Genomic DNA, 25,222 nt, shown 5'->3' on the forward strand with positions numbered 1-25,222 from the left:
GGCCGCGGTCGTGCGCGACGTGACGGCGGGCGACGCCGGCTTCCTCGCGGCGGTCGACACGCGCGCGCTCGGCATGACCGTCGTCGCGCTCGGCGGCGGACGGCGCCGCAGCGGCGACGCCATCGATCCGTCGGTCGGCCTCTCGGATCTGCTGCCGATCGGCACGCGCGTGGAAGCCGGCGCGCCGCTCGCCCGCGTGCATGCGCGCACGGAAGCCGATGCCGAGGAAGCCATCGCCGCGGTGCGCCGCGCCTGTGCCATCACCGACCATGCGCCTGCACCAAGACCGCTGATCGCCGAACACATCACCAGGACCACCCCATGACCGACGATGACCTGATCGCCGAGGCTCGCCAGGCACGCGATGCCGCCTACGCGCCGTACTCCGAGTTCTTCGTCGGTGCCGCGCTGCTGGCTGCGGACGGCCGCGTGTTCCACGGCTGCAATGTCGAGAACGCGTCCTACGGCCTGTGCAATTGCGCCGAGCGCACGGCGTTCTTCACCGCGATCGCGGCCGGTGTGCCGGTCGACGGTTTCGCGCGGCTGGCGGTGATCGGCGACACCCCGGGCCCGATCTCGCCGTGCGGCGCGTGCCGGCAGGTGATGTTCGAGCTCGGCGGGCCGCGGTTGCCGGTGCTGCTGACGAACCTGGCCGGCGCACGCCGCGAAACGACTGCCGGCGAGTTGCTGCCCGACGGTTTCCGGCTCGCGACCTGAACGGGTTGCAAGCCGAGGGCTTTCCCTGGGATTCGCCGGGCGTTCCTGCGCACGCTTCTTGCGAGAATGACTCGCACCATTTTTCAGGGACCTTACGAATGAAGCGCACCGCCTTCACCCTGGCCCTCGCGGCCACCGCCATCGCCGCCCAGGCCGAGCCGGCCATCGTCTACGACGCCGGCGGCAAGTTCGACAAGTCGTTCAACGAGGCCGCCTACAACGGCATCGAGCGCTTCAAGAAGGAGACCGGCACCGCCTACCTCGATTTCGAGATCTCCAACGACACCCAGCGCGAGCAGGCGCTGCGCCGCATGGCGCAGAAGGGGTCGGACCCGGTCATCGCGGTCGGCTTCGGCCATGCGTCGGCGCTCGAGAAGGTCGCCAAGGAATTCCCGAAGGTGCACTTCGCGATCATCGATTCCGAAGTGAAGCAGCCCAACGTGCAGTCGGTGCTGTTCAAGGACCAGGAAGGCTCGTTCCTCGCCGGCTGGCTGGCCGCGACGACCAGCAAGTCGGGCAAGGTCGGCTTCGTCGGCGGCATGGACGTGCCGCTGATCCGCCGCTTCCAGTGCGGCTACGAGCAGGGCGCGAAGGTCGCGAACCCGAAGGTCGAGGTCGTCAGCAACATGACCGGTACGACGCCGTCGGCCTGGAGCGACCCGACGCGCGGCGGCGAACTCGCGAAGGCCCAGTTCTCGCGTGGCGTCGACGTCGTCTTCGCGGCCGCCGGCGGCACCGGCATCGGCGTCTACCAGGCCGCCAAGGACCAGGGCAAGCTCGCGATCGGCGTCGACAGCAACCAGAACCACCTGCAACCGGGCACGATGCTGTCGTCGATGCTCAAGCGCGTCGACAACGCGGTCTACGGCCTCGTCAGCTCGGCGAAGAACGGCAGCTGGAAGCCGGGTCTCGTCGTGCTGGGCCTGAAGGAGCAGGGCGTCGGCCTCGCGATGGACCAGTACAACGCCAAGCTGGTCAGCGACGACACGAAGAAGAAGCTCGCCGCGGTGGAAGCCGACATCGTGTCCGGCAAGCAATCGGTCGCGAACTACACGCCCGAAGCCGGCTGCAAATACTGACCCGTCTTGAAACCCGACCTTGCCGTTGAACTGAGCGGCATCCACAAGACCTTCGGCGCGGTGCACGCCAACCGCGGCGTGAACCTCGCGGTGCAGCGCGGCAGCGTGCACGGCATCGTCGGCGAGAACGGCGCCGGCAAGTCGACGCTGATGAGCATCCTCTACGGCTTCTACCCGGCCGACGAGGGCAGCATCGCGATCGACGGCAAGCCGGTCGCGCTGCGCGGCACGCACGACGCGATCGCGCACGGCATCGGCATGGTGCACCAGCACTTCATGCTGGTCGACCGCTTCACCGTGCTCGAGAACGTGGTGCTCGGTGCGGAGCAGGGCTTCGCGCTGTCGAAAAGCCTGGCCGCGGCGCGCCGCGAGCTGCAGCGCCTGGAGCAGGAGTTCGGGCTCGTCGTCGACCCGGACGCCCGCGTGTCCGAGCTGCCCGTGGGCGTGCTGCAGCGCGTCGAGATCCTGAAGGCGCTGTTCCGCGGTGCCCGCATCCTGATCCTCGACGAGCCGACCGGCGTGCTGACGCCGCAGGAGACCGAAGCGCTGTTCCGCGTGCTCGCCACGCTGAAGGCGCGCGGCGTCACGGTGCTGCTGATCACGCACAAGCTGAAGGAGATCCTCGCGGTGACCGACCGCGTCACGGTGATGCGCGGCGGCAGCGTCGTCGCCGACCGCGAGACGGCGCAGACCACCGAGGCCGAACTGGCCGAGCTGATGGTGGGCCGCCAGGTGCAGCGCTCCGGCACGCACCTCGCGCGTGAGCGCGGCGAGTTGCGGCTGCAGGCGCAAGGCCTGAGCTGGCGCGATGCCGGCGGCGTGCTGCGGCTGCAGGACGTGTCGCTCGACCTGCATGCCGGCGAGATCGTCGGCGTGGCCGGCGTCTCGGGCAACGGGCAGAGCGAGCTGCTGGCGCTGCTGAGCACGCTGCAGCCGCTGCAGCAGGGGCGGCTGGCCATTGCCTGCGAGGATGGCACCCGGGTCGACATCGACGCCACGCACCCCGGCAACCCGCACCGGCTGCGCGAGCTCGGCATCGCGCACGTGCCGGAAGACCGCCACCGGCTCGGGCTGGTGCTCGGCTTCGAGGCCTGGGAGTCGTCGCTGCTCGGCTACGTGGACGATGCGGCGCTGCGGCGCGGCCCGTTCATTGCCGGTGCGCAGGCACGCACGCAGTGCCGGCAGATGATGGAGGAGTTCGACGTGCGGCCGCGCAACGAGCGGCTCGCGTCGTCGAAGTTCTCCGGCGGCAACCAGCAGAAGCTGATCCTCGCGCGCGAGTTCCGGCGCGCGCCGCGCGTGCTGCTGATCGGGCAGCCGACGCGCGGCGTCGACATCGGCGCGATCGAGACCATCCACCGCCGCATCGTCGGGCTGCGCGATGCCGGCTGCGCGGTGCTGCTGGTGTCGACCGAGCTGGACGAGATCCTCGCGCTGTCGGACCGCATCGTCGTGATGAGCGGCGGGCGCATCACCGGCGAGGTCGCGCGCGACGAGGCGGACGAGACGCGGCTGGGGTGCCTGATGGGCGATGCCCGGGCGACCGGAGTGCCGGCATGAAGCACGTGCCTGCGGTGCTGCCGCGCTGGATCGACGTGCTGTTGCTGCCGGTGTTGAACGTCGCGATGGCGCTGCTCGCTGCCGGCCTGGTGGTCTGGGCGATCGGGCAGAACCCGTTCACCGCGGTGCAGCTGCTGGTGCAGGGCGCGTTCGGCAGCGAGCTCGCGTGGAGCTACACGCTGTACTACACGACCAACTTCATCTGCACCGGGTTGGCGGTGGCGGTGGCCTTCCATTGCGGGCACTTCAACATCGGCGCCGAGGGGCAGGGCACGGTCGGCGGGCTCGGCGTCGGCCTCGTGCTGCTGGCGGGCGACGCGTGGCTCGCCCCGGCGCTGCTGCTGCCGCTGGCGATTGCCGGCGGGCTGGCGGCGGGGGCCGCGTGGGCGTTCGTGCCGGCGTGGCTGCAGGCGCGGCGTGGCAGCCACATCGTCATCACGACGATCATGTTCAATTTCCTCGCGTCGACGCTGATGGTGTGGCTGCTGGTCAACGTCGTGAAGGTGCCGGGCAACCAGGCGGTGGAGTCGCGGCTGTTCGCGCCGGGCGCGGTGCTGCCGAGCGCGCAGGCGATGTTCGGTGCGATCGGCATCGAGTGGCCCGACACGCCGCTGAACCTCGCGTTCGCGCTGGCCCTGCTGGCCTGCGTGGGCCTGTGGGCGCTGCTGTGGCACACGCGGCTCGGCTATGCGCTGCGGGCGGTGGGTCTCGCGAGCGATGCGGCGCGCTATGCGGGCATCGATCCGCGGCGGCTCACGGTGATCGCGATGTGCCTGTCGGGCGCGCTCGCGGCGCTGGTCGGCGTCAACGAGATCGCCGGCGTGCACCACAAGCTGCTGCTGGATTTCGTCGCCGGCGCGGGCTTCACCGGCATCGCGGTCGCGTTGATGGGGCGCAACCACCCGGTGGGCATCGTGCTGTCGGCGCTGCTGTTCGGCGCGCTGGCGCAGGGCGGCTCCGAGCTGGTGTTCGAGATGCCGGCCTTCACGCGCGACATGTCGGTGGCGGTGCAGGGCTTCGTCGTGCTGTTCTGCGGCGCGTTGTCGCTGATGCTGCGGCCGCCGGTGGCGTGGCTGTATGGCCGGCTGGCAAGGGGCGCGGCATGACGGACGACTGGCTGATCGTCGCATCGGTGCTTGGCGCCACGCTGCGCATCGCCGTGCCGCTGGTGCTGTGCGCGCTGGCCGGCGTGTTCAGCGAGCGCGCCGGCGTGATCGACATCGGGCTCGAGGGCAAGATGCTCGCGGCCGCGTTCGCCGCCGCCTGCCTGGGCGCGATCGGCTGGCCGGCATGGCCGGCGATGGCCGGTGCGATCGCGGTGTCGGCGCTGCTCGCGCTGGTGCACGCCTGGGCCTGCGTCACGCACCGGGGCGACCAGATCGTCTCCAGCGTCGCGCTGAACGTGATCGCCGCCGGCCTCACGGTGGTGCTCGGCCTGGTCTGGTTCCACCAGGGCGGGCGCACGCCGAACATCGGCGATGCGAGCCGCTTCATGGCGCTGTTCCCCGACGCCGCGAACGCGGTGCAGGGCTGGCCCGTCATCGGCCCGCTGCTGGCCGAGGGCGTGCTGCGCCACAACCTGCTGGTGTGGGTCACCGTGGCGCTGGTGCCGGCCTCGTGGTGGCTGCTGTACCGCACGCGCTTCGGGCTGCGGCTGCGCGCGGTCGGCGAGAACCCGGCGATGGTCGACGCGGCCGGCATCTCGGTCGGCGCGCTGCGCTACGGCGCGGTGCTGCTGGCCGGCGTGTTGTGCGGCGCGGCGGGCGGCTACCTGGCGCTGGCGCAGAACGCGTCGTTCACGCCGGGCATGACGGCCGGCCGCGGCTTCATGGCGCTGGCCGCGATGGTGTTCGGCAAATGGCACCCGCTGCGCGCGGCCGTCGCCTGCCTGCTGTTCGGCTTCCTCGATGCGGTCGCGATCCGGCTGCAGGGGGTCGAGCTGCCCGGCCTCGGCAGCGTGCCGGTCGAGCTGATCCAGGCACTGCCTTACCTGCTGACGGTGGTGCTGCTGGCCGGCTTCTTCGGCCGGGCCGAGGCGCCGCGCGCGCTCGGCCGGGCCTACGTGAAGGAGCGCTGAAGCGCCGCGGCCTGCATCTCACAGCATCATGCCGCCCGACACCTCGATGCGCTGGCCGGTGATCCAGCGACTGCCGTCGGCCAGCAGCGCGGCCACCGCGCCGCCGATGTCGTCCGGCAGCCCGACGCGGCCGAGCGCGGTGACGCCGGCGATGTGCGCGTTGACCTGCTTGTCGTCACGCACCTGGCCGCCGCGGAAGTCGGTCTCGATCGCGCCGGGGGCGAGCGCGTTCACGCTGATGCCGCGCGGGCCGAGCTCCTTGGCCATGTAGCGCGTCAGCACCTCCACGCCGCCCTTCATCGCGGCATAGGCGGCATAGCCCGGGAACGTGAAGCGCGCGAGGCCGGTCGAGATGTTGACGATGCGCCCGCCATCGGCGATCAGCGGCAACAGCTTCTGCGTCAGGAAGAAGGTGCCCTTCAGGTGGATGTTGCTGAGCAGGTCGAACTGCTCCTCGGTGGTTTCGGCGATCGGCGCATTCAGGCCGATGCCGGCGTTGTTGACCAGGTGGTCGAAGCGCTCACGCTGCCAGGTGCTCGCGAGCACCTTCTTCACCGTCTCGGCGAAGGCCGCGAAGCGCTTGCTGTCGCCCACGTCGAGCTGCAGCGCGACGGCCCGGCGGCCGAGCGCCTCGACCTGGCGCACCACGGCGTGCGCCTCGGCCTCGCTGCTCTGGTAGGTGAGGATCACGTCGCTGCCTTGCGCGGCCAATGCCAGCGCCGTGCTGCGGCCGAGGCCGCGGCTGCCGCCGGTGACCAGGGCGATGCGGGGGGTGGTCGATGCGGTCATGTCGGTCTCCTTCAGAGGGAACGGGTTGCGGTGAAGGGGACTTTAGGAGTTCACTTGCAGAGGATAAAGTCGCCTTGAATGACAGGACTGTTCTTCGTAAAAGGACAATGACGCGATGGAACTCGACGAGCTCCGCATCTTCGCCCGGGTGGCCGAGCTGGGCAGCTTCACGCAGGCGGCCGAGCAGCTGGGGCTGGTGAAGAGCCGCGTCTCGGCCGTGGTGCTGCAGCTGGAGTCACGCGTCGGCGCGCGCCTGCTCCAGCGCACCACGCGGCGCGTGCAGCTGACGCCCGATGGCGAGGTCTTCCTCGCACGCAGCAAGGAACTGCTGGCGGATGCCGACCAGCTGCAGGCGATGTTCCAGCCGGTCGCCAGCGGCCTGAAGGGGCGCCTGCGCATCGACCTGCCGAACAAGCTGGCGAGCGAGCTGGTGATCCCGCGCCTGCCGGAGTTCCTCGCGGCGCACCCGCTGCTCGAGGTCGGCATCAGCACCACCGACCGGCAGGTCGACCTGGTGCGCGAAGGCTTCGACTGCGTGCTGCGCGTCGGGTCGCTGGCCGATGCCGAGCTGGTGGCGCGGCCGCTCGGCGTGCTGACGATGGGCAACGTCGCGAGCCCGGCCTACCTGGCCGCGCACGGCACGCCGACGACGCTGGCCGACCTGGCTCGGCACCGCATCGTCCACTATGCCGCCAAGCTCGGCACGCAAGGCGCCGGCTGGGAATACCAGGAGGAGGGCGTGACGCGCGTGCACCCGATGCGCAGCACGGTGGTCGTCAACGGCACCGATGCCTACCAGGCGGCCTGCCTCGCCGGGCTCGGCCTGATCCAGGCGCCGACCTTCGGCACGCGGCGCCTGGTCGCGCAGGGCCTGCTGGTCGAGGTGATGCCGCAGTTCGTCGCGCCGCCGATGCCGGTGTCGCTGCTGTACCCGAACCGCCGCCAGCTGGCGCCGCGGGTGCAGGCGGTGCTGAACTGGATCGCGCAGGTGGTCGAGCCGCAACTGCGGGCAGAGGCCGCTGCACAATGACCGCCATGAACACCCCGACGCCGATCCTCCTCGATTGCGACCCCGGCATCGACGATGCCCTCGCGCTGTTGCTGGCCGCCGGCGCGCCGGAGCTGGACCTGATCGGCGTCACCACCGTGGCCGGCAACCGCACGGTCGTGATGACCGCGGACAACGCCTGCCGCGTGCTCGACCTGGCCGGCCGCCACGACGTGCCCGTGCACGCCGGCTGCAGCCATGCGCTGACGATGCCGCGGGCCCGCACCAACACCGTCCACGGCGAGGACGGCCTCGGCGGCGTCGAGCTGCCGAGCAGCCGCACCCCCACCGCGCAGCACGCGGTCGACGTGATCGAGCAGGCGCTGCTGCGCGAGCCCGCCGGCAGCCTGACGCTGGTCGCGATCGGGCCGCTGACCAACCTCGCGCTGGCGGAGATCAAGCGCCCCGGCCTGCTGCAGCGCGCGAAGCGCGTGCTCGTGATGGGCGGTGCCGCGTTCTGCGACGGCAACATCACGCCGGCCGCCGAGTTCAACTTCCATGCCGATGCACTGGCCGCGCAGACCGTGCTCGGCAGTGGCGCGCCGGTGCTGCTGTTCGGGCTCGACGTGACGCGCCAGGCGGCGATGCCGGCCGACTGGGTCGATTCGCTGGGCACGCTCGGCAACCGCTGCGGCCCGGTCGCGCGCGACCTGATCCGCGGGTTCCGCCGCGACAGGCCGCTGCTGCACGATGCCTGCCCGGTGGCGTGGCTGCTGGCGCCCGAGCTCTTCGCGTCCGAGCGTTGCCGGGTCGAGGTCGACTGGCGGCCCGGCCTCACCGAAGGCCACCTGTCGGCCAAGCGCATCGCGCTGGCCCGGGACGATTTCGGCACGCCGGTCGACGTGTTCACGTCGGTCGATGCCGACGCGCTGCGCGCACTGCTCAGGCAGCGCCTGGCTCGCCTGCCCTGAGGGCGTCTGCCGGGCCGGCCAGGATGCGGGCGATCAGCGCGCCCAGCTCCTCGAAGGTGTTCTCTTTCTCGAGCAGCCCGCGCACGCCCACCGCGCGGGCCTCGGCCCGCAGCTCTTCGGTGATGTAGCCCGAGCTGAGCACCACCGGCAGGTCGGGCCGGATGCGTGCCAGCTCGCGCGCCAGCTCGATGCCCGAGTTGCCGGGCATGTTGTAGTCGGTCACCAGCAGGTCGACCTCCTGCGGGTGCTCGCGCACCTGGGCGATGGCCAGCGCCGCCTCGTTGAACGTGCGCACGCGGTAGCCTGCGCGGGCCAGCAGGCGCTCGACCATGATGACCATCGTCTCGTCGTCGTCGACGTAGAACACGCGCTCGCCGTGGCCTGCCGACGCCTGCTGGACGTGCGGCGCGCGTGCCACGGCCCCGGCCGTGTCGGCCACCGGCAGGTACAGGTGCAGCGTGGTGCCGACCCCCGGCTCGCTCTCGACCGCGATGGCGCCGTGGTGCGCGACGACGATGCCGTGCGCCACCGAGAGCCCGAGGCCAGTGCCCTGGCCGACCGGCTTGGTCGTGAAGAACGGCTCGAAGATCCGCTCGCGGGTCGCGTTGTCCATGCCGGCACCGTCGTCGCTGACCCACAGGTGCGCATGGCGGCCCGGGTGCAAGCCGCCGAGGCGCTGGCAGGTCGCCGGATCCAGCTCCACGCCGTCGAGCCCGATGCAGATGCGGCCGACGCCGCCGCGCAGCGCATGCCAGGCATTCGTGCAGAGGTTCATCAGCACCTGCTGCACCTGCGTGGCATCGGCCTGCACCTGCGGCAGGTCGTCGGCGATGCGCGTCTGCAGCTCGACGCCGGCCGGCAGCGTGGCGCGCAGCAGCTGGTGCGTCTCGTCGACCACCGGCCGCAGCGACTGCGTCTGCAGCTCCTGCGGCTCGCGCCGGCTGAAGGTGAGGATCTGCCGCACCAGCATGCGGGCGCGCAGGCTGGCCTTGTGCACCTCGCGCAGCAGCGCGCCGGCCGGGTGGTCGGCACCGACGGCCTCCAGCGCCAGCGCCGAGTTGCCGAGGATGGCGCCGACGATGTTGTTGAAGTCGTGCGCGATGCCGCCGGCCAGCGTGCCGATCGATTCCATCTTCTGCGAATGGCGCAGCTGCGCCTCGTAGCGGATCAGCTCCGACTCGGCCTCCTTGCGCTCGTGGATGTCGGTGATCGCGACGCGGATGCTCGGTGTCTCCGCTCCCAGGCCGCCCACGCGCATGCAGTCGAGCTGCACGTGCAGCGCGTCGGCATCGGGGCGGTGCAGCGCCAGTTCCAGGCGCTGGCGCGCGCCGTCCTGCAGCACGCGCTCGAAATGCGCCGTCCAGCGCTCGCGCTCCACCGGGTTGACGAAGTCGGCGAACTGCAGGCCGGCCGAGGCATCGCGGCGCAGGCCCAGCATGTCGGCACCGTTCAGGTTCAGCTGCTCGATGCGGCCGTCGGCGGCGAGCGTCAGGTAGCCCACCGGCGCCAGCTCGTAGAGGTCCATGTAGCGGTCGCGGCTGAGCTCCAGGTCGCGCTGCGCCTGGCGGTGCTCGGCGCGGATCACCGCCTGCGCCAGCTCGCGCTTGAGCACCGGTGCGAGCCGCGCGAGGTTCTGCTTCATCACGTAGTCGCTCGCGCCGGCCTTCATCGCCTCGACCGCGATCTCCTCGCCGATCGTCCCCGAGACGAAGATGAACGGGATGTCGAGGTCGCGCGAGCGGAAGGCCTGCAGCGCCTCGATGCCGCTGAACTGCGGCATGCGGAAGTCCGACAGCACGGCATCCCAGCGCTGCTGGTCGAAGGCTTCCTGCAACGCGGCCAGGCTTTGCACGCGCCTGCAGGTGGGCGCGAAGCCGCCGCGGCTCAGCACGCGGGCGACCAGCCGGGCGTCGTCCTCGGAATCCTCCACCACCAGGATGTTGACCGGCATGCTCATCGTGCGGGGGCCTCGAAGCTTCGGCTCAGGGGTGCGAACGGTCCGGCGGCAGCTGGTTGATCATCAGCCAGTAGAAGCCGAGCACCTTCGCCGCCTCGATGAACTCGACGAAATCGACCGGCTTGCGCACATAGCTGTTGGCGCCGAGCGAGTAGCCCGACACCAGGTCCTGCTCCTCCTTAGACGAGGTCAGGATCACCACCGGCAGCAGGCGCGTGCGCTCCTCGGCGCGGATCGCCTTCAGCACGCCCAGGCCGTCGAGCCGCGGCAGCTTCAGGTCGAGGATCACCAGCGCGGGCAGCGGCTGCGACGCGCGGTGCTCGTGCGCGTTGCGCGCGAACAGGTAGTCGAGCGCCTGCACGCCGTCGCGCGCGACGTCGATCGGGTTCATCAGGTGGCTGCGCTTGAAGGCGCGCAGCGTCAGCGCCACGTCGTCGTCGTTGTCCTCGACCAGCAGGATGGCCTTCTGTTCACTCATCGCGGGACTCCAGGCAGGTGGAAGTAGAAAGTGGCGCCCTGGCCGGGCCGGGCCTCGGCCCAGATGCTGCCGTCATGGCGCCGCAGGATGCGGTGGACGATCGCGAGGCCGATGCCGGTGCCCGGGAACTCGGTCTCATGGTGCAGGCGCTGGAAGGCACCGAACAGGCGGTCGGCGTAGGTCATGTCGAAGCCTACGCCGTTGTCCGCGACAAAGCACACCGGGCGGCCGTCCTTCACGGTGCTGCCGACCCGGATCACCGCATCGGCGGTCTTCGACGTGAACTTCCACGCGTTCTCCAGCAGGTTCTGCATCGCGATCTGCATCAGCGACTTGTCGGCATGCACGATCAGGCCCTCGTCGATCTCCCAGCGCATGGCGCGCTCCGGGTGCATCTTCTGCATCGAGTTCGCGATGTCGCGGGCGATCGCGCCGAGGTCGACGTTGCGCAGCACCAGTTCGGTGCGAGTGACCCGCGACAGCCCGAGCAGTTCGTCGATCAGCCGGCCCATGCGCTGGCTCGCGGCACGGATGCGCGAGAGGTGTTCGCGGCCTTCGTCGTCGAGGCGGTCGCCGTAGTCTTCGAGCAGCGCGAGCGAGAAGCCGTCCATGCTGCGCAGCGGGGCCCGCAGGTCGTGCGACACCGAGTAGCTGAACGACTCGATCTCGTGGTTGAGCGCCGCCAGCTCCTGGTTGCTGCGCTCGATCTGCGCGAACGAGTTGCGCAGCGTGGTCGTCATCGCGTCGAAGTTGCGCGACATCTCGCCGATCTCGTCGTGGCCGCCGATGTCGAGCCGGAACGCCCAGTTGCCGGACGCGACCTCGCGCGTGGCCTGCTGCAGGCGCTGGATCGGCACCAGCACGCCGCGGTGGATCAGCCAGCCGGCCGCGACGGTGGCGAGCGCGATCAGCGCCAGCCCCACCACGATCACCACGACCACGCGATGCTGCGCCCACGCGATGCGCGCGTTGGAGAAATCCAGCAGGCGGAAGGTATCGACCAGGCTCTCCTGGTGCAGCACCAGCAGCTTGCGCGAGATCAGCTCCTCGTAGAGCTTCTGCGTGTTCTCGTCGACGGCGCGCTGGTTGCTGTTGGCCTGCAGTTCCTCGAACAACTGACGCGTCTCGGTGCTGCGCCGGCGCAGGTCGGCGAGGATTTCCGAGGGCTCCGGCTCGGAGAAGATCGGTGCGTCCAGTGCGCGCTCGAGCCGCTCGGCCACCCGGCGCTCCTGCTCGTAGGCGCGCTGGTTCCGGTACAGCACGTACTCGAAGGTGACGAGCCGCAGGTCGTTCAGCACGCGGGCCACGTCCGACATGCGGCGGCGCTGCTGGTCGGCCGCCTCGACCTCGCCGTTGGCCCACCAGATCATCACGGCCAGCAGGGCGATCGTGCCCAGGCCCGTGGTCGTGGCGAGCCAGCCCTTGGCACTGATCTTCATTCGGTGTCGGTCATCCGTCTAGTGCGCCACGGTGACGCGGTCGGGTTGCTCCTCGAGCAAGGCATCGAGGTAGAGGTGGGGCAGGAAGTTGGGCGTCGGTGCCGACGCGGCGGCACGCCCGGTGGTGGTCCAGTCGGCTTCATCCTCCAGCGTGACCAGTTGCGACTGCAGCAGGTTCACGCGGAAGGCGAGCGATTTCCAGCCCGGCTGCAGCGTGGCGGGTTCCACCTTGAGGCGGCGCGCGACGATGGCCAGCGACTCGTCCGCATTCAGCCGGTTGAAGCGCTCCGCCTTCAGCAGCGCGCGCACGAAGCGGCGCGACACCTCGGCATGCTCGCGCAGGTAGTCGCTGCGGCCCACCACCACGTGGCTCACGGTGTAGGCGGCCGGTGCGGTGAACGTGATGCCTTGCGCACCGAGCGCCGATTCGGCGTCGCGGCGCACCGGCTGCCATGTCGAGGCGGCATCGATGCGGCCGCGCGCCAGCTCGTCGGCGAGGCGGCCGGGCGGCAGGTCGACGAGCGTCACGCTGTCGCGCGGCAACCGGTGGCGGATCAGCAGGGCCGACAGGAAGTAGTCGGCGCTGGTGCCGCGCGGCACGCCGACGCGCTTGCCGACCAGGTCGGCCGCTGTCGCGATGCCGCGATCGCGCCGCGCGACCACCGCCATCTCGTCGGAGACGCTCAGCATGCTCGCGAGGATGCTCATCGGCTGGCCGTCGAGCACCGCGGTGACGAAGGGCACCTCGGCCGCGGTGGCCAGGTCGACCTCGCCGCGCCCGAGCACATCGAGCGCCATCTTGCCGTGGCTGACCGGCACGATGGTGACGTCGAGGCCTTCGTCGCGCAGGTAGTCCTTCTCGGCCGCCAGCATCAGCAGCGCGGCGTGCGGCGTGCTGGAGAGCGCGAGCCGCACGGCCATCGCGGCCGGCCGGTGCGCCTGCGTCGTACGATATCGCCAGGTCATGGCCACGGTCACGAGGCCCACGGCCAACGCGACGGCAGCGATCAGAAGCGGCAGGCGGCCCATGCCCTTCGATGGCGCTGCAACTTCTGGCGAGTTCATCAGCCCCTCCCCTCACACTGAGGATTGCAGTGCAATTCGAGCCAAGCGTACGATTGAAGAACAATAGTTGCAATAGGGATTCGATGGCGCGCACGCCGGTAGTTCACGGGGAACCAGAGCAACTGGATCAGCGGCCATCGGACAGACGCCCCCCGTTCCTCGTGATGGCCCACCACCGTTCGGGCTCGAATTTCCTGAACGACGTCCTCCAATCATGCGCCGGCGTCGAATGCCTGAACGAGCCGTTGTCGATGCACACGCGCTTCTTCCGCGAGCACGACCTGGTGCCGTGGGGCGCCGACGACCACGACCCCGCGCTGCTGCATGCCAGCCTGCGCGACAGCGAGACGGTGCGCGGCTTCCTGCTGGAGCTGAAGGCCTACCTCGGGCAATCGCGCCGCGGCCGCGTGATCGGCTTCAAGGACACCTGCCTGTTCGGCAAGCTCGGCTGGCTGAAGGCCTTCCTGCCGGAGCTGCGCGTCATCTTCCTGCGGCGCGATCCGCGGGCCATCGTCTCGTCGGTGCTGCGCAGCAAGCTGACGACGCTGTGGAGCTACTCCGAGCTCGTCACCGGCGCGTTCATGCGCGAGGTTCCGGGTTACGTGAGCCGGGTCGCGCGCGCCGATGCGGCGATGCGCACGACCGAGGTGGTCGCGATGAGCGTTGCGCTTCGTTACGAACTGGCGCGGCGCTGCCTGCATCACTTCGAGCACCTGAGCGTGGAGCTGGCCGACATCTCGCGCGAGCCGGTGCGGGTGGTGGGGGAGCTGGTGTCCTTCCTCGGCGCCGAGGCGGCCGGCGATGCCGCGGCGTTCATCCATGCGCGGCAGGCCGAGACGCGCGGCGGGCTGTTCTCGTCGTACCGGTCGCTGGATGACGTGGAGAATGGCTGGCGCGAGCACCTGGGCGAGGCGCAGCTGGCGCTGATCGACGAGGTGCAGGAGGCGGTGAGAACACAAGCACGATGATCGAGCAGTACCTGAACGACGCGGTCGGCTTCACGGTGGCGTCCGGCCCGCTGGCGGGGCGGCGCCTGCGCGTCGCCCGCACGCTGCTGACCTGCCGCGTGGCCGCCGAGATCCTCAACGAGATGCAGTTGCCGCCCGAGACCGGCGAGGGCTACCGGTTCGTCAACGTCTGCAACCCGCGCAACCCGCTGGCCTTCGACCGCGAGGGGGTCGGCTGGCATTGCCGCCCCGCGCTGGACGAGCATCCGGTCTTCGGGCTGAACTGGGCGGCGGCCGGCCTGATCTGCGCGCACCTGGGTGCACGCCTGCCATGGGCGGCGGAGTGGGAGGCGGTGGCGTCGAACAACGATCCGCTGCGGGTCTACCCGTGGGGCGATGCGCCGCCGAGCCCGGTGCTTGCGAACTTCGACGAGCATTTCGGCGGCACCAGCGTGGTCGGCAGCTTTCCGCCGTCGGAGCTGGGGCTGTTCGACCTGGCCGGCAACCTGGGCGAGTGGTGCCAGGACCTGCACGATCGCGATGCCGCGCAACCGATGGAGCGGGTGGTGAAGGGCGGGGCGTGGAGCAAGGATGCGGGCCACCTGCGGATCCGCGCGAGCCGCGGCAAGTGGGGGCGCCTGGGCACGACGACGATCGGCCTGCGGCCGGTCTGGGACGACCGAGGATGAACCGAGGGCGGATCAAGATGACGAAGCTGGTGATCTTCGACCTGGACGACACGCTGATCGACTTCGCGTCGACGCGCCTGGTCGCGCACGGGTTGCTCGCCGAGGTGCTGGCCGACGAAGGCATCGCCGCGGCGCCGTTCCTGCAGGCCTGCGGCGAGGTCGACCGGCCGTTGTTCATGCAGTTCGAGCAGGGCCGGCTGACGCGCCAGGAGTACCGGATGCGGCGTTTTTCCGACCCGTTCGACCGCCTGGGCCTGGTGCCGCGCGAGGGGTTGGTGGCGCAGCTGAACCGCGTGTTCATGGACTGCGTGAACGACAGCCCGAAGCTGTACGACGATGCGTGGCCGACGCTCGAGCGCCTGCGCCGCGACGGCCTGCAGCTGGCCATCCTGACCAACGGGCCCGCCGACGGGCAGCGCCGCAAGCTGGCTGCGACCGGGTTGGGCGACGCGGTGGACCATGTCGCGATCGGCGAGGAGGCCGGCGTCAGCAAGCCGCATCCGCAGGCCTACCTGCGGGTGGCCGGGCACCTGGGGATCGCGCCGGGCGAGTGCCTGATGGTGGGCGATTCGCCGACGCTCGACTACGAGGGCGCCCTCGCGGCCGGGCTGCAGGCGCTGCTGCTGGACCGGGCTGGCGCGCATGGGGCCACGGGGCAGCGCAGCGTGCGGGATCTTCACGGCGTGAGGTGTTGAGGCCTCTCTTGTGTGACGCGTGGGCAGGGCGGCCGGGGGCAGGCTGTGGGGGCTCGGCTGGGGCGGTCGGCCCTGGCGGGCCGACTGCACGAAGAGGCTCGGCTTCGGGGGTGCATCGGCAAACTCCCTCCACTCACTTCGTTCGTTGTGGTCARACACAGCCGATGAGYMWGTCTACGAAGCGCGCTGGCGCGCGCCACCCCCGAAACCGATCTTCTCCGTCGCCCCAGAAGTCGCCCCCACAGCCTSCCCCCGGCCGCCCCGCCCACGAACCGMRAGTGTTCGCCAAGTGGGTCAGCTTGACGCCGGCGCGACGGCAGCGCCGCGGATGCCGTGCCGAGCCAGCGACTGCGCGACATAGCCGCTCGCCTTGGCCTGTTCGACGAAGCCGGCGAGCAGTGCGGTGGCARCAGCGCCGCGCGTCAGCGGCAGCCCCATCGCCTGCTCGATCACCATGAAGCGCCCGGGCAGCAGGCGCAGGCCGGGCAGCCGCGCGGCATCGGATTCGAGCTGCTGGCGTACCCCTGCCGCCACGTCGGCGCCTTCGGCGAGGAAGCGCTCGACGACCGCCTGCGAGGTGGGCGTGCGCATCAGCTGCGCGGCCTTCAGTTCGCGCGACAGGTACAGGTCGTAGGCACTGCCGCGGCCCACCATGATGCGGGTGCCGGCGCGGTCGACCTGCGCGTTGTCGGCCAGCGGCGACTCGTTGCGCACCAGGTACGCGCCTTCGATCAGCACGTACGGCGCGCTGAAGCCGATGCCGTCGCTGCGCCGCGGGTCGATCGCGAAGAAGCCGATGTCGGCCCGGTCCGCCTTCACGGTGTCGACCGATTGCAGCGCGGCCTCGACGACGACCAGCTCCAGCGGCACGCCCAGGCGTTGCGCGAGCAGCGTCGCGAGGTCGACCGACACGCCGCTCACGACACCCGCCGCATCGCGGTTGGCGAGGATCGGGTTGCCGAGGTTGATGCAGGCGCGCAGCCGGCCGTGCGGTGCGAGGGCCGCCATGGCGCCGGCGGGCAGCGCGGGTGTCGAGGCGCAGGCGGTGGCCATCACCAGGGGCGCGAGGGCGCAGGACAGTGCTGCGCGGCGACGGGTCATCGAAGAGTGCACGGGACGGACTCCGTGGGCTGGACGCCGCAGTATCGCGGCAGCAGCGGGTTCTTGCACCACTCCCCTGAGGCAAAATCCCGCCGATGAACGACGGCCCGACTCTCGATACCGCCGACATCGTTCAGTTCGAGGACCTGTTCCGTGACCCCGGCTACCCGCAAGACCACCCGCTGTCCTTCGCCCTCGCGCAGAAGCAGCCGGCGATCGACGCGCTGCGCGGGCTGTTCGGCGGCAGCGCGGCGCTCGTCAGGCTGCGGCTGTGGTGTTTCCTCGAACTGGCGGCCCAGCCCCAGGGCAGGCTCTCGCGCGACGATGTCAATCAACTCTTCCATGCGGTGCTGCCCGATCCCCTCGACGCGGCACTCAAGCGCCTGCGCGACCTCGACCTGCTGGTCTGGGATGCCACCGCTCAGGACTACCATCTCTCGCCGCTCGCCCAGCAGGTGCAGGCGCTGCTCGCGCCGCTGACCGCCGCGCAGCAGGATGACGAGCTGTCCGGCCTGCTCGCGCAGGTGGCCGGCTCGCAGCAGCTCGGCCTGGTCGACGCCAGCCAGCTGCAGCACCTGCACGCCCAGCTGGCGCGCCTGCACGACGAGTTCGCCGAGGCCATCGCGAGCGGCTCCGAGGCCCGGCTGCGCCTGGCCCAGCCGCGCTTCGACCGCGCGCTGAAGCTGGTCGACAAGGCCGGCCAGGCGCTGTCGGCCATCATCCAGGACCACAACGACAGCCCGCGCCTGGAGCGCGCCGCCCGCGCGCTCGGCCAGGACCAGGCGCGGCTGCTGTCGATGGCCAGCCAGTTCACGCGTGCACTGCAGCAGGCCGACCGCCAGCGCGTCACGCTGGGCAGCAGCGGGCTCACCTCGTCCGATGTGCGCAACTGGCTGCAGCACCACACCGACCTGGCGAGCCTGCTCGGCGAGGCGCTGGCGATCGGCGTGCGGCCCGTCTTCGTGACGCAGCACGACCTGCTCGACGTGGCCGAAGGCGAGTTCGAGCGCGACCGCCCCGACCCCACGCGCAGCACCGGCCTGCCGCCGCCCGCGCAGGCCGATGCCGGCACGCTCGACATCCTCAGCCTGCCGCCCGAACTGGGCGAGCTGATCGGCCTGCTCGGCCGCTGGAGCAGGGCGCCCGACGATGGGCCCGGCGGCGAGGCCGGCGCCGATCACCTGCTGAGCGAGGCCGTGCTGGGCGGGCGCTTCGCGCACGCCGCCTACCGATTGCAGCTGATGCCGCTGCTAGGCGACGCACAGGCCCAGGCGCTGAAGAGCCCCACCGGTGAACTCGCGCGGATGCCGTGGCAGGTGGCGCTCACGCCCACGCTGCTGAAGACCGCCGACCTCGAGGTCGCGCTGATCAGCGAGGGGCACCTGCAACGCAGCGGCCGCGCGCCGTCTGCCGAACCTGTTCAACCCGATTCCGTCCGCATCCCAGAATGAGTACTTCCCTCGATGACGCCGCCGTGCTGGCGGCCGAACTGCTCGCGCGCCGCTGGCTGCCGCGGCAACACCCCAAGGTCAAGCGCGCATTGATCGACGCCGAGCTCTGGTCCGCGCTGCAGGAGCGGCTGGCCCAGGTCGGCCTGCGCCTGGTCGACAACATCTACGCCGACCACATCACCGTGGCGCTGCTGCGCCCGGCCGAGAGCGCGGTGTTCGGCGAGGCCGGGCTCGACAGCCACAACAACATCGACCTGCCGCGCGACGCCGTCTCGCTGCTGATCGTGCTGTGGTCGCTGATCGTGCTGCCCAAGCGCGAGCGCCAGGCCGCGCGTGCCACCAGCCTCGAATCCGACGGGCAGAACGAGATGTTCAACACCGCCCGCCCGCTGCCCGATGCGGCAAGCGTCAGCCCGGTGGTGTCGTACAAGTCGCTGCTGACCGATTTCGGCGTGCAGCTGGGCAAGAAGACCCGGCTCGACGGCAACCTGAAGCGGCTCGCGAACCACGGCTTCATCGTGCACCGCGGCGACGAGATCGCCGAGGGGCCGCTGCTCGACCTGCTGCTCGACTACGACGTGCTCGCACCGCGCATCCTCGACGGCGCGCTGCACGAGGTGCTGGGGCGGGCCCGCGGCGCGCAAGACACGCAAGACGCCGGAGAGGCCTGACCCGATGTTCCACCTGCAAAGCCTCGAACTGCTGCACTGGGACTACTGCCAGCGCCTCACATTGCCGCTCGACGGCGCCATCATCACCGTGGCCGGCCCGAACGGCTCGGGCAAGACCACGCTGCTCGACGCGATGCGCACGCTGCTCGGCCTCGACTGCTCCGGCGGGCGCAGCTACAAGACCTATGCGCGCCATGCCAACGCCGACAGCGCCTGGCTGCGCGCCACCGTCGACAACCGGCCGCGCAACCGGCAAGCCTCGAACCGGCCCTTCGCGCGCTGCCTGCTGTATGCCGACACGGTGACGCTGGCCTGCCGCATCGACCGCAACGGCGGCGACTGGCAGCGCCGCTACGTGATGGTCGATGGCGACGTGTCCATCGAAGCGCTGGTGGAGCGCCCCGACAAGGACTGGCTCGGCATCGAGCACTGGCGCCGCCGCCTCGAAGGGGCCGGCCTGAGCCGCGCGATCGCGCGCGTGCTGGCGCTCGAGCAGGGACAGACCGACCGGCTGTGCGAGTACTCGCCGAAGGAGCTGCTGCGGCTGGTGTTCGACGTATTCGGCGACCAGGACGTGCTGGACCGCTATGAAGACGCCCGCAACCACCAGCGCCAGCTGAGCCAGGAGGTGGAGGTCGCCGAGCGCGAGCTGGCCCACGGCCGGGCCCAGCGCGCCGAGCTGGAAGCGCGCGTCAACCTGTACCAGCAGTACCAGTTGAAGCTGCGCGAACGCGAGACGCTGAACACCGAGGTGATCCCGGTGCTGGCCTGGGCCGAGGAGCGCGAGCAGCTCTCCGGCAAGCTGCGCGACCTGCACCGGCAGCGGCTGGAGCTGGCCCAGCAGGGGCGGCAGCGCGCGCAGCTGAAGGCGCAGCTGCTGACCCTGCTCGAGGAGCAGACGGCAGCCGGCGAGCGCGTGGACCAGCTCGAGCGCGAGCACGCGGCCGCCCACCGGGTCTTCGATGCGGCGCGCGATGCCGAGCGGCCGGTGGAGGCCGTCGTCAAGCACGCGAAGGAACTGGAGGGCCTGGCCGTCATCGAGAGCGATGCGGCCCAGCTGAGCGAACGCCTGCAGCAGCTCGAGAAGCAGAAGCAGGGCCTGGCCACCGACTGGCAGCGCCTGAGCGACCAGCGGGCCGATGCGGCACGCGCGATGGCCGAGCTGCAGGGGCAGGGGCCGACGCCGCGGCCGCCCGAGATCGCCCGCTTCCAGCGCACGCTGAAGGAGGCCGGCATCGCGCACCACCTGCTGGCCGACGTCATCGAGATCACCGACGAGCACTGGCGCGCGGCGGCCGAAGGCGTGCTGCGCGGCGTGCGCTGGGTGGTCGTGCTGCAGCGGACCGGCGATGAATCGCAGGCCCTGGCGCTGGCCGAGCGCGAGCGCTATCGCCACTACGTCGTCGCCGAGGCCGAGGCGGCACCGGCGAAGGCCGCGGCCGGCAGCCTGCTGGAGGTGTTGAAGTTCAGCGCTGCGGCGCCGGGCTGGTTGCTGCGGCAGCTGGCAAACATCCAACGCGTGGACAGCACCGCGCACGGCGTCAGGCAGGGTGGCGAGTGGATCACGCCGCAGGCCTATCACCGCGACGGCCGCGGCGGGCGCAGCGTGTGGGTCGATCCGGAACAGCACCAGTTCGGCGCGGCGGCGCAGGCCTCGCGCAGGAAGTCGATCGAGCGGCGGCTGGCGCAGCTCGACGAGCAGCTGATGCGCGTCGCGCAGGAGCAGCAGGGCGTGCAGCGGCAGCTGAAGGATGCGCAGCAGGCCGCCGAGGGGCACAAGGCGGTGGAGGAGCTGGCGCGCCGCAGCGAGGAGTTCGCGCAGGCGCGCAACGCGCTGCCCGAGCTCGCGAAGCTGCGGGCTGCTGCCGGCCAGCGCTGGAACGACCTGGGCCGCCAGCACAGTGAGGCGGTGGCTGCGGACACCACCAGCCGGCACCGGTACGAGCAGGCGCGGGATCGGCTGAAGGACGGCGAGTTCCACAGCGTGCAGAAGGAGCGCGACTGGACCGAGCGCCATGACGGCCTGCGCAGCCGCATCGCCAACTCGCAGAAGGACAGGGCCAGCTTCCCCGCACGCTGGATCGCGCCGGAGCAGGTGGACGTGCTGCGCCAGCGCTACGGCAACGCGACGCAGGCGAAGCTGCGCAACGAGGCCATCGAGGCCGAGCTGAACCAGGGCCATTGGGAGACCGATGCCAGCGTCGAGGAGAAGCTGACGCTGATGACGGCCGCCGTGCGACAGCAGGAAGGCCAGCTCGGCGATCGCAAGGCCAGCAACGAGGCGGCGCGCGTGGCGGTCGACAACGCCCGTGCGCGCTACATCGACGTGCTGCGCGCCACGGTGCGCCGCTACCGCAAGAACATCACCGAGCTCGGCCAACTGGCCGGCGTGGACGTGAACGCCGACCTGCCGCACCTCGACAACGACGACACCGTGCTGAAACAGGCCGAGCTGAAGGTGCACTTCAACTTCGACGGCAAGGGCAGCATCGGGCTGAACGACGGCGAGGCCTCGGGCGGCCAGCAGGTCATCAAATCGCTGATCCTGCTGGTGGGCCTGATGAAGGACGACGAGACGGCCGGCGGCTTCGTCTTCATCGATGAGCCGTTCGCCCACCTGGACGTGCGCAACATCCAGCTGGTGGGGCACTTCCTGAAGTCGACGCGCGCGCAGTACGTGCTGACGACGCCGATCACGCACAACGTGGAGGTCTTCGAGCCGGCGGACATCACGCTGGTGACATCGAAGAAGCTGAAGGGCGCGCGCTGGGCCCCGCCGATCGGCGTGCTGCAGCGGCGGGCACCGGTGCCGGCGATGCCATGACGGGCGAGCTGGTCACCAGCTACCCCGCGGCGAAGCTCAGGGAGCGCCGCGTGGCCGCTGCGGCGCCACCGGCCGCGCTGCCGCTGCTGAGCCTGCCGCAGCGCGAGATGCTGATCCGCTGGGGACGCTCGGACAGCCTGACGCGGCAATGGCTGCCGCTGCTGCGATCTGAGGAGTCGCGCGCGTCGATCGAGGAGGTCGAAGACCTTGCGACGCTGCTGCTGAACCACGGCTGGATCAGCGTCACGGATCGCCAGGGCAGGAACGGCTGGCTGCGGCAGTCGATCACCTGGCTGCACCTGCCGGTGTTGAAGCAGTTGCTGGGGCTGGGCACGCTCGAATCGCGCCGCGACCAGCGCAGCGAGCAACTGCAGGCGCTCGCGGACTGGGTCCGCTCGCACGAGGCGCTGCACGCGGCTGCGGCCGAACTGGCGGAGGGCGGCGCGGTGCTGAACCTGGCGACGCTGGCGCGCCGCATCGAGCTGCTGCAGGCGCTGGCCCGCTGGCAGGATGAGCAGCACACCGGCACGCGACGGGATTTCGAACTGCAGGCGCGCGGCAAGACCAAGTCGCTCGCGACGGCGGAGTGGCAGTGGCTGGATGCGCATGTCGACCTGCCTGCGCTGGGCATCGAGCGGTTCGCGCAGCAGGTGTGGCTGGCAGGGGCGTTCGATCTCATGTGGGCGCCCGAGCACCGCTGCGACCTGCGGGCGCTGCATTGCGTGGGGCTGGCGGCGCGTGACCTGCTGAAGCTGGTTCAGGCGGCGTCACCGGCGCAGTACTGGCTGATCGAGAACCGCGCCAGCTTCGAGCGGCAGGCGGCGCAACGCGCGGACGGTGTCGCGTTGATCTGGCTGCCGGGGCGCCCGCCGGGCGACTGGATGGCCGCAGTGGGTGCGCTGCTGGATCGGGCGCCTGCGCCGGCGCGCATCAGCGCCGATCCGGACCCGGCAGGTGTCGAGATCGCGCTGACGGCCGGCAGCCTGTGGGAGAGCCGCGGGCTGCCGTGGGAGCCGCACCTGATGGGCGTCGATCAGCTCGCGGCGGCCCGGCAGAAGCTGCCGCTGGATGATCACCACGACCCCGCCACGCTCGCCCGCATCCGCGCGAAGCCGGGCGTGCCCGAGGCATTGCGGCGGCTGTGCGAGCACATGGCGCAGGAGCAGGTGAAGGCCGAGCAGGAGGGCTGGCTGTGAAGTGCCAGGAAGCAGGCTCAGTTGGGGCCGATACCATCGTGCATCGCTCCAACATGCCTCACGGCACTGCCATCCCATGCCGATCTTCTCGTCGCAATTCTCGTCCCGCGTCTTGCGTCCGCTGCTCTCGGCCGTCGTCCTGGCAGGCACCGCATCAGGCAGCTTCGCGCAGGCCGCGGTGCCTGACGAGGCGGCCGACTACGCGCGGCCCCATGAACTGATCGACGTCGACCACGGCCGGCGGCTGAACCTGTACTGCCGCGGCAGCGGTGGCCCGGTGGTGATCTTCGAGGCCGGCCTGGAAAGTGACGGCTGGGACTGGCTGAAGGTGCATCCAGCCATCGCGAAGCTGACCACGGCCTGTGTCTACGACCGCGCCGGGTACGGTTTCAGCGACGCCGCGACCCGGCCTGCCACCCATGCGCAGGCGGGCGCGGACCTGCACGTCCTGCTCCAGCGGGCGAAGCTGAAGCCGCCGTACGTGCTGGTCGGCCACTCGATGGGCGGCCGTGTCGCCCAGCTCTACGCCTACACCTGGCCGAAGGAGGTCGGCGGCCTCGTGATCGTCGACAGCGAGCACGAGGACGAGCCCGCGCGTGGCAACCGCGTCACCGGCGGCAAGTTCTCGATGCTGCTGGCGCAGGAGAAGGCGATCGACGAGGGCTGCTACCGCGCGGTGCGCAAGGGCATGAAGGAGGGGAGCGAGGCGTACGTGCAATGCGTGGGCGACAGCTCCAACCTCTACGGGCCGGTGCTGTGGCCGGTGGTGCGCTCGGCACGGCAGGATCTCAAGCGGCAGACGGCCGTGCACGCCGAGTACCTCCAGTACCACACGAAGAGCGCGGCCCAGCTGCGTGCCGCGCGCAAGCGCTTCGGCGACCTGCCCTTGGTCTACCTGACCCGCGGCGTCAGCCCCTATGCGACGCCCGGCCAGCCCCGGAGCGAGGTCGACAAGGCCTTCGAGGCCGAGGTGCTGAAGACGCACGAGGAGGTGGTGGCGCTGTCGAGCCGCGGCGTCCATCGCGTGGTGGCCGGCGCGGGGCACGACATTCCGGCCGAGAAGCCGCAGGCGGTGATCGATGCGGTGGCCGAGGTGCTGGGGATGCGCTGATTCGAAGTCACTGGCTGCATGCTTGCCCGATTCTCACGTGGAGGGCAGCAGCAGGGTACGGCTTCGCGTGGTGTAGCGACTTGGAAGCCGAGAGCCGACGAGTCTCGTCGCCGCATCGCGATCGAACGGGATGAGCATCACGGCAATGTCGTCGATGATTCGCTCGGTGCGCCAGCCGCGGCTTGCTTCCGCGGCGATTTCGAACGGCTCCAGGACCAGGTCGCGCAGATCTTTCGATGGCGCGACGGCCACGAGAATGGCGTGAAGCCCATCCAGCTTGCGAAGCCCGTGGGGCTCTCTTGAAATGATCTGAAGGAGCTCACGCGTGTGTGCTGCCGCTTTGCCTGGCTCCCTGTGGACGAGCAGGCGCAACGGCCACAGCGCAACGCAGGCGATGCGATTCGGCTCACCCTGGCTGTATGCCGCGGCAAAGGCCTCGTCCAGCAGGCTGTCTGCGGCCTGATCGGTGGGGTTCATCTCCACGATGGACGCGATGGCCTGGCAGCGATACCAGGGGTGTTCGATGCTGCGTGCCACCTGCAGTGCCTGCCCCGGATCGTGTTCGGCGAGCCGTTGTACGTCTCCTCGTGCCAATGAGCCCCTGCCTTCAGGGCTGTTCCGCAACCGCGCGATGCATTGATCCGGTGATTCGAACGGATCGCTTTCCGGCATGTCGGCACTCACAGGCCAGGCTTCCAGAGTTTCGGCACGCCCGGGCAACTGAAGCTGCCGGAGTCGAAATACTTGTCGTGGATCGTGTCGCTGAGCAGAAGCGGCTGGCGAACCAGCACGAAGGTGAATGCAGCGGCGGCGAGCATGCCCAACACGAGACGCCGATGCCATGCCTCAGAAAGATCACCCTCGAGGCGGGCCAGCCAACCCAGCCCGAAGACGATTCCCAGCTGGAGGGTGATGCCGAAGCCGAGGCGTGACAGGTCGATCGGCGGACTGCTCCCGCAACGCAGCGAGGCGAGCCACGCATCCATTGCTGCGAGCAGGACCAAGGTCAGGAAAGGCGCCACACGCCCGAACTTCTGCGCGATGCCCGCGCCATGAGGGTGTGACCGAAGGAAGAAGTGAGACATGTTCAGGCTCAGGCGTCAGGCCGGATCGTAAAGGGTCCGGCTGGCATAGCGCCCCGGCGGCATCCCCACATGCCGCGTGAACGCCACGCCGAAGGTGCTGACCGAGCTGTAGCCGACGCGCTCGGCGATCTCGGCGATCGCAAGCTCCCGCTGCCGCAGCATCTGCCGCGCCAGCGCCATCCGCCAGGCCAGCAGGTACGCCATCGGCGCCACGCCGACGGCACGGCTGAAGCGCTCGAAGAAGGCCGAGCGCGACATCGCCGCCTCGTGCGCCAGCTGCGCGACGGTCCACGCGTCGGCCGGGCGCTCGTGCATGCGCCGCAGCGCCGGCG

Annotated in this window: 24 protein-coding genes and 1 pseudogene; 16 read left to right on the top strand and 9 right to left on the bottom strand. The window is 70.6% G+C overall.

Going from position 1 to position 25,222, the window contains the following annotated elements; all coding sequences use genetic code 11:
* The 6 genes and pseudogenes from AC1D1T_RS16385 to AC1D1T_RS16410 form a co-directional block, all read left to right on the top strand.
* Window positions 1-325: pseudogene (locus AC1D1T_RS16385) on the top strand (thymidine phosphorylase); the annotation flags it as partial.
* Window positions 322-717 carry a cytidine deaminase gene (locus tag AC1D1T_RS16390; RefSeq protein ID WP_477826662.1) on the top strand — a complete coding sequence of 132 codons (396 nt, stop codon included), beginning with the start codon at window positions 322-324 and terminating at the stop codon, window positions 715-717. The pseudogene AC1D1T_RS16385 and the gene AC1D1T_RS16390, both read left to right, overlap by 4 nt.
* 98 nt (window positions 718-815) lie before the next feature.
* Complete coding sequence (locus AC1D1T_RS16395; protein WP_477839239.1) at window positions 816-1,796, top strand: BMP family lipoprotein; 981 nt, start codon at window positions 816-818, stop codon at window positions 1,794-1,796.
* Between the two features lie 6 nt (window positions 1,797-1,802).
* Complete coding sequence (locus AC1D1T_RS16400; protein WP_477839241.1) at window positions 1,803-3,356, top strand: ABC transporter ATP-binding protein; 1,554 nt, start codon at window positions 1,803-1,805, stop codon at window positions 3,354-3,356.
* Window positions 3,353-4,462: an ABC transporter permease gene (locus tag AC1D1T_RS16405; RefSeq protein WP_477825332.1), complete on the top strand. Its 1,110-nt coding sequence runs from the start codon at window positions 3,353-3,355 to the stop codon at window positions 4,460-4,462. The genes AC1D1T_RS16400 and AC1D1T_RS16405 overlap by 4 nt, the downstream gene beginning before the upstream one ends.
* On the top strand, window positions 4,459-5,433 hold the full coding sequence (locus AC1D1T_RS16410) for an ABC transporter permease (protein ID WP_465111966.1): 975 nt from the start codon (window positions 4,459-4,461) through the stop codon (window positions 5,431-5,433). Before AC1D1T_RS16405 ends, AC1D1T_RS16410 begins: the two co-directional genes overlap by 4 nt.
* An 18-nt stretch (window positions 5,434-5,451) precedes the next feature.
* On the opposite strand, the gene AC1D1T_RS16415 is transcribed toward AC1D1T_RS16410, so the two are convergent.
* The gene (locus AC1D1T_RS16415; RefSeq protein WP_477825331.1) at window positions 5,452-6,222 is read right to left on the bottom strand and encodes an SDR family NAD(P)-dependent oxidoreductase; all 771 of its coding nucleotides are present in this window, start codon (window positions 6,220-6,222) and stop codon (window positions 5,452-5,454) included.
* A 115-nt stretch (window positions 6,223-6,337) separates the two neighbouring features.
* Between AC1D1T_RS16415 and AC1D1T_RS16420 the strand changes: the two genes are divergently transcribed.
* Window positions 6,338-7,252, top strand: a complete 915-nt coding sequence (locus AC1D1T_RS16420; protein ID WP_047510354.1) for a LysR family transcriptional regulator — start codon at window positions 6,338-6,340, stop codon at window positions 7,250-7,252.
* Window positions 7,253-7,257: 5 nt separating this feature from the next.
* Window positions 7,258-8,181, top strand: coding sequence for a nucleoside hydrolase (locus AC1D1T_RS16425; protein ID WP_477825330.1), 924 nt, complete (start codon window positions 7,258-7,260; stop codon window positions 8,179-8,181).
* Here the strand turns inward: AC1D1T_RS16425 and AC1D1T_RS16430 are convergent.
* Genes AC1D1T_RS16430 through AC1D1T_RS16445 form a run of 4 tightly spaced genes read right to left on the bottom strand, consistent with a single transcriptional unit; the run spans window position 8,153 to window position 13,120 of the window.
* Window positions 8,153-10,138 (bottom strand): hybrid sensor histidine kinase/response regulator, encoded by a 1,986-nt coding sequence (locus AC1D1T_RS16430; protein WP_477839245.1) that lies wholly within the window; start codon window positions 10,136-10,138, stop codon window positions 8,153-8,155. The two genes, AC1D1T_RS16425 and AC1D1T_RS16430, sit on opposite strands and share 29 nt — an antisense overlap.
* Window positions 10,139-10,163: 25 nt before the next feature.
* Entirely contained in the window at window positions 10,164-10,616 is a 453-nt protein-coding gene (locus tag AC1D1T_RS16435) for a response regulator (protein WP_047510357.1), read from the bottom strand.
* Window positions 10,613-12,055: a sensor histidine kinase gene (locus AC1D1T_RS16440; protein ID WP_477825328.1), complete on the bottom strand. Its 1,443-nt coding sequence runs from the start codon at window positions 12,053-12,055 to the stop codon at window positions 10,613-10,615. The genes AC1D1T_RS16435 and AC1D1T_RS16440 overlap by 4 nt, the downstream gene beginning before the upstream one ends.
* A gap of 18 nt (window positions 12,056-12,073) precedes the next feature.
* The gene (locus tag AC1D1T_RS16445; protein WP_465111971.1) at window positions 12,074-13,120 is read right to left on the bottom strand and encodes an ABC transporter substrate-binding protein; all 1,047 of its coding nucleotides are present in this window, start codon (window positions 13,118-13,120) and stop codon (window positions 12,074-12,076) included.
* 164 nt (window positions 13,121-13,284) lie between these two features.
* Here AC1D1T_RS16445 and AC1D1T_RS16450 point away from each other — a divergent pair, with 164 nt between their 5' ends.
* The 3 genes from AC1D1T_RS16450 to AC1D1T_RS16460 are packed head-to-tail and all read left to right on the top strand — an operon-like array spanning window position 13,285 to window position 15,451.
* Window positions 13,285-14,088, top strand: coding sequence for a sulfotransferase (locus tag AC1D1T_RS16450; protein ID WP_047510362.1), 804 nt, complete (start codon window positions 13,285-13,287; stop codon window positions 14,086-14,088).
* Complete coding sequence (locus tag AC1D1T_RS16455) at window positions 14,085-14,756, top strand: formylglycine-generating enzyme family protein (protein WP_052212938.1); 672 nt, start codon at window positions 14,085-14,087, stop codon at window positions 14,754-14,756. Before AC1D1T_RS16450 ends, AC1D1T_RS16455 begins: the two co-directional genes overlap by 4 nt.
* Before the next feature lie 17 nt (window positions 14,757-14,773).
* Window positions 14,774-15,451: an HAD family hydrolase gene (locus AC1D1T_RS16460; protein ID WP_477825326.1), complete on the top strand. Its 678-nt coding sequence runs from the start codon at window positions 14,774-14,776 to the stop codon at window positions 15,449-15,451.
* 294 nt (window positions 15,452-15,745) lie between these two features.
* Here the strand turns inward: AC1D1T_RS16460 and AC1D1T_RS16465 are convergent, their stop codons facing one another.
* A complete protein-coding gene (locus tag AC1D1T_RS16465; RefSeq protein WP_477992169.1) occupies window positions 15,746-16,504 on the bottom strand; it encodes a transporter substrate-binding domain-containing protein in 759 nt (252 codons plus the stop codon).
* Between the two features lie 143 nt (window positions 16,505-16,647).
* Here AC1D1T_RS16465 and AC1D1T_RS16470 point away from each other — a divergent pair, with 143 nt between their 5' ends.
* From AC1D1T_RS16470 to AC1D1T_RS16490, 5 genes are all read left to right on the top strand, one after another.
* Complete coding sequence (locus AC1D1T_RS16470) at window positions 16,648-18,003, top strand: hypothetical protein (RefSeq protein WP_477827035.1); 1,356 nt, start codon at window positions 16,648-16,650, stop codon at window positions 18,001-18,003.
* Window positions 18,000-18,674: a hypothetical protein gene (locus AC1D1T_RS16475; protein WP_477827036.1), complete on the top strand. Its 675-nt coding sequence runs from the start codon at window positions 18,000-18,002 to the stop codon at window positions 18,672-18,674. The genes AC1D1T_RS16470 and AC1D1T_RS16475 overlap by 4 nt, the downstream gene beginning before the upstream one ends.
* 4 nt (window positions 18,675-18,678) lie before the next feature.
* Window positions 18,679-21,498: an ATP-binding protein gene (locus tag AC1D1T_RS16480; protein ID WP_477840483.1), complete on the top strand. Its 2,820-nt coding sequence runs from the start codon at window positions 18,679-18,681 to the stop codon at window positions 21,496-21,498.
* Window positions 21,495-22,694 carry a DUF2399 domain-containing protein gene (locus AC1D1T_RS16485; RefSeq protein WP_477992166.1) on the top strand — a complete coding sequence of 400 codons (1,200 nt, stop codon included), beginning with the start codon at window positions 21,495-21,497 and terminating at the stop codon, window positions 22,692-22,694. The genes AC1D1T_RS16480 and AC1D1T_RS16485 overlap by 4 nt, the downstream gene beginning before the upstream one ends.
* Before the next feature lie 76 nt (window positions 22,695-22,770).
* Window positions 22,771-23,805 carry an alpha/beta fold hydrolase gene (locus AC1D1T_RS16490; protein ID WP_477992167.1) on the top strand — a complete coding sequence of 345 codons (1,035 nt, stop codon included), beginning with the start codon at window positions 22,771-22,773 and terminating at the stop codon, window positions 23,803-23,805.
* Between the two features lie 33 nt (window positions 23,806-23,838).
* Here AC1D1T_RS16490 and AC1D1T_RS16495 read toward each other — a convergent pair whose 3' ends face one another.
* The 3 genes from AC1D1T_RS16495 to AC1D1T_RS16505 all read right to left on the bottom strand — a co-directional run.
* Window positions 23,839-24,489: a hypothetical protein gene (locus AC1D1T_RS16495; RefSeq protein WP_465111978.1), complete on the bottom strand. Its 651-nt coding sequence runs from the start codon at window positions 24,487-24,489 to the stop codon at window positions 23,839-23,841.
* Window positions 24,486-24,890, bottom strand: coding sequence for a hypothetical protein (locus AC1D1T_RS16500; protein ID WP_465111979.1), 405 nt, complete (start codon window positions 24,888-24,890; stop codon window positions 24,486-24,488). Before AC1D1T_RS16500 ends, AC1D1T_RS16495 begins: the two co-directional genes overlap by 4 nt.
* Window positions 24,891-24,905: 15 nt before the next feature.
* Window positions 24,906-25,222, bottom strand: a 317-nt coding sequence (locus AC1D1T_RS16505) for a helix-turn-helix transcriptional regulator (RefSeq protein WP_477992168.1), incomplete at its 5' end; no start/stop codon positions are given.

The sequence above is a fragment of the Rhizobacter sp. P2_H3 genome, assembly GCF_056403355.1.

Coding starts and splice junctions, on each gene's coding strand:
- AC1D1T_RS16445 (WP_465111971.1), bottom strand. CDS start 13,120: ATGAACTCGCCAGAAGTTGCAGCGCCATCGAAGGGCATGGGCCGCCTG.
- AC1D1T_RS16490 (WP_477992167.1), top strand. CDS start 22,771: ATGCCGATCTTCTCGTCGCAATTCTCGTCCCGCGTCTTGCGTCCGCTG.
- AC1D1T_RS16460 (WP_477825326.1), top strand. CDS start 14,774: ATGACGAAGCTGGTGATCTTCGACCTGGACGACACGCTGATCGACTTC.
- AC1D1T_RS16415 (WP_477825331.1), bottom strand. CDS start 6,222: ATGACCGCATCGACCACCCCCCGCATCGCCCTGGTCACCGGCGGCAGC.
- AC1D1T_RS16390 (WP_477826662.1), top strand. CDS start 322: ATGACCGACGATGACCTGATCGCCGAGGCTCGCCAGGCACGCGATGCC.
- AC1D1T_RS16435 (WP_047510357.1), bottom strand. CDS start 10,616: ATGAGTGAACAGAAGGCCATCCTGCTGGTCGAGGACAACGACGACGAC.
- AC1D1T_RS16480 (WP_477840483.1), top strand. CDS start 18,679: ATGTTCCACCTGCAAAGCCTCGAACTGCTGCACTGGGACTACTGCCAG.
- AC1D1T_RS16450 (WP_047510362.1), top strand. CDS start 13,285: ATGGCCCACCACCGTTCGGGCTCGAATTTCCTGAACGACGTCCTCCAA.
- AC1D1T_RS16395 (WP_477839239.1), top strand. CDS start 816: ATGAAGCGCACCGCCTTCACCCTGGCCCTCGCGGCCACCGCCATCGCC.
- AC1D1T_RS16420 (WP_047510354.1), top strand. CDS start 6,338: ATGGAACTCGACGAGCTCCGCATCTTCGCCCGGGTGGCCGAGCTGGGC.
- AC1D1T_RS16430 (WP_477839245.1), bottom strand. CDS start 10,138: ATGAGCATGCCGGTCAACATCCTGGTGGTGGAGGATTCCGAGGACGAC.
- AC1D1T_RS16425 (WP_477825330.1), top strand. CDS start 7,258: ATGAACACCCCGACGCCGATCCTCCTCGATTGCGACCCCGGCATCGAC.
- AC1D1T_RS16440 (WP_477825328.1), bottom strand. CDS start 12,055: ATGAAGATCAGTGCCAAGGGCTGGCTCGCCACGACCACGGGCCTGGGC.
- AC1D1T_RS16475 (WP_477827036.1), top strand. CDS start 18,000: ATGAGTACTTCCCTCGATGACGCCGCCGTGCTGGCGGCCGAACTGCTC.
- AC1D1T_RS16410 (WP_465111966.1), top strand. CDS start 4,459: ATGACGGACGACTGGCTGATCGTCGCATCGGTGCTTGGCGCCACGCTG.
- AC1D1T_RS16455 (WP_052212938.1), top strand. CDS start 14,085: ATGATCGAGCAGTACCTGAACGACGCGGTCGGCTTCACGGTGGCGTCC.
- AC1D1T_RS16405 (WP_477825332.1), top strand. CDS start 3,353: ATGAAGCACGTGCCTGCGGTGCTGCCGCGCTGGATCGACGTGCTGTTG.
- AC1D1T_RS16485 (WP_477992166.1), top strand. CDS start 21,495: ATGACGGGCGAGCTGGTCACCAGCTACCCCGCGGCGAAGCTCAGGGAG.
- AC1D1T_RS16500 (WP_465111979.1), bottom strand. CDS start 24,890: ATGTCTCACTTCTTCCTTCGGTCACACCCTCATGGCGCGGGCATCGCG.
- AC1D1T_RS16470 (WP_477827035.1), top strand. CDS start 16,648: ATGAACGACGGCCCGACTCTCGATACCGCCGACATCGTTCAGTTCGAG.